The sequence below is a fragment of the Streptomyces sp. NPDC006624 genome (genome assembly GCF_040611555.1).
GTDB lineage: Bacteria > Actinomycetota > Actinomycetes > Streptomycetales > Streptomycetaceae > Streptomyces.
Genome location: NZ_JBEXOM010000070.1, coordinates 1 through 1,302 on the forward strand (window position 1 = coordinate 1; position 1,302 = coordinate 1,302).

General features: G+C 72.7%; 1 protein-coding gene. It reads left to right on the forward strand.

Going from position 1 to position 1,302, the window contains the following annotated elements; all coding sequences use genetic code 11:
* The coding region (locus tag ABZY20_RS37210; RefSeq protein ID WP_356447961.1) for an IS200/IS605 family accessory protein TnpB-related protein at positions 1-1,302 on the forward strand (1,302 nt) is incomplete at both ends.

Here is a 1,302-nt window from a genome sequence, read left to right on the forward strand (position 1 = left end):
AGTGGTGGGCCGAGCGCAAGCGGGCCCTGACGGTGGAGTCGTCCTCCCGTTGGGCGGGCAGCATCACGAAGGCCTCCCATGATCAGTGGGCGCTGGCCCGGCGTGGTCAGCTCGCGCACATCCAGAGCCTTCAGGCGAGTGTGCGCATGATCGCGCACCGGCTGTCCCTGCCGGTCGGCGAGGCGGGCAGCAGGCGGGCTCCGGGCGGATACCGCAGCAAGCGGGAGTGGCATGCCAAGACGCGCCGCCTGCACGTGCTGACCGACCGGCTCGATGCGGCGCGGGCGGACTGGGAGGCCGGACGCGTGGGCGTGGTGCGCGGCGGGAAGCGGCTTTTGAACGCCCGCCACCATCTGCGGGCGGCCGGTCTCACCGAGGAGCAGTGGCGTGCGCGGTGGCGGGCCGGGCGCCGGTTCCTTGCAGCCGACGGCGAGTCGGGGAAGCGGTTCGGCAATGAGACGATCCGCGTCACCCCCGGCGGCGAGGTCTCGATCAAGCTTCCCGCTCCATTGGCTCATCTGGCGAACGCCCCGAACGGCCGGTATGTGCTCGCCTCGACGGTGGCGTTCGCGCACCGGGGCGAGCGGTGGCGCGATCGGGTCACCGCGAACCGGGCGGTGGCCTACCGCATCCACGAAGACACCATCCGGGGCCGCTGGTATCTGACCGCGTCGTGGACGATCCCCCCGGTCAAGACCGTGCCGCTGGCCACGGCCCGCACGGGCGGGCTGATCGGTGTCGACGCCAACGCCGACCACCTGGCCGCCTGGCGCCTGGACACCCACGGCAACCCCGTCGGCCGGCCCCTCCGCTTCGGCTACGACCTGTCCGGCACCGCACAGCACCGCGACGCCCAACTCCGCCACGCCCTGATCCGCCTGCTCCACTTCGCAAAACGCCACCACCTCGCCCTCGCCATCGAAGACCTCGACTTCACCGCCGAGACCACCCGCGAGAAGCACGGCCGCCGCAAGACGTTCCGCAAGTTGATCTCTGGCATGCCCACCGCCAGGCTGCGGGCCCGGCTGGTGTCGACGGCGGCCGAACTCGGCATTCCCGTCGTCGCCGTCGACCCCGCCTACACCAGCCGCTGGGGCGCCCAGCACTGGCAGAAACCCCTCACCAGCACACACCGCACCACCACTCGCCATGACGCGGCCGCCGTGGCGATCGGCAGGCGCGCCCTCGGGCACCCGATCCGGCGACGGACGGCACCGCCCCCTGCACACCGGAGTGATGAGCAGGGGCATCGGACCGTCCAGGCCGGCCCGGCGGTCCCGGGGCGTGAGGAACCCCGCCCCC